The sequence below is a fragment of the Vibrio sp. 378 genome, assembly GCF_033339435.1.
This window is the reverse complement of the sequence record NZ_JAWOUO010000573.1, coordinates 1-690: the sequence shown is the minus strand read 5'-3', so window position 1 is coordinate 690 and position 690 is coordinate 1. Positions and strand designations below refer to the sequence as shown.

Below are 690 nucleotides of genomic sequence, written 5' to 3'. Positions count from 1 at the left end.
AGCGCGAGAACTCGCTTTGCTGAACGCATCAGAAAACTTGTGTCCTCCTGCTATGTTGTAATGCGATTCGTAATTCACGCCCCTGTCAGAGAGTTGCTGTGGTGTATCGAGTCTGCGTTCTTCTAACTTTTCTGCCAAATGGTTGGGGATTTGAACTTCACGAATGAGACCGCCTTTCCCTTGAACCGTGTAGGTTTTTGAGTCATTGGGGAGTTGGGAAAATTTATCTTGGTGTACGTCCCGTGGACTCGGATTTACTTCGCCAGAAGGTCGTAGTGTGTACAGTTCGTGAGCGCGTAGACCCGCTTCATGACAAAGTTGTGTTGAGAGTGCATGTTGCTCGGTTTGGTGCTGAATGATCGCATTGACCTGTTCTGGCGTGTAAGAACGAGAGTTTTCAATAGTTTCTTTTTTAGATGTAGGAAGCTCTTTGGGTGGGTATAGTGTTTGATTGGGTTCTAACTTATGTGTGACATGCTGCATCATTGTTTGTATTGCCTGACGATCCATGTCGATTGTGCTTTGTTTACATTCGTGAGCGCGTAACTCTATGTAGTTTTTTGCTTGTTCTGGGGTTAGTTCTCTTAGAGAGCCAAGCTTGAACTCTTTCAGATAATCGCAACAGGTTTTCAATGCTTGTTCGTAGTTCCTCGCCGTTCCCACCGATTCTATCGCATTACCTTTCCCCTG

At 45.5% G+C, this 690-nt stretch carries 1 protein-coding gene; it reads right to left on the bottom strand.

Annotated elements, in window-relative coordinates; all coding sequences use genetic code 11:
• The coding region (locus tag R7Q48_RS27605) for a site-specific integrase (RefSeq protein ID WP_318133462.1) at positions 1–690 on the bottom strand (690 nt) is incomplete at both ends.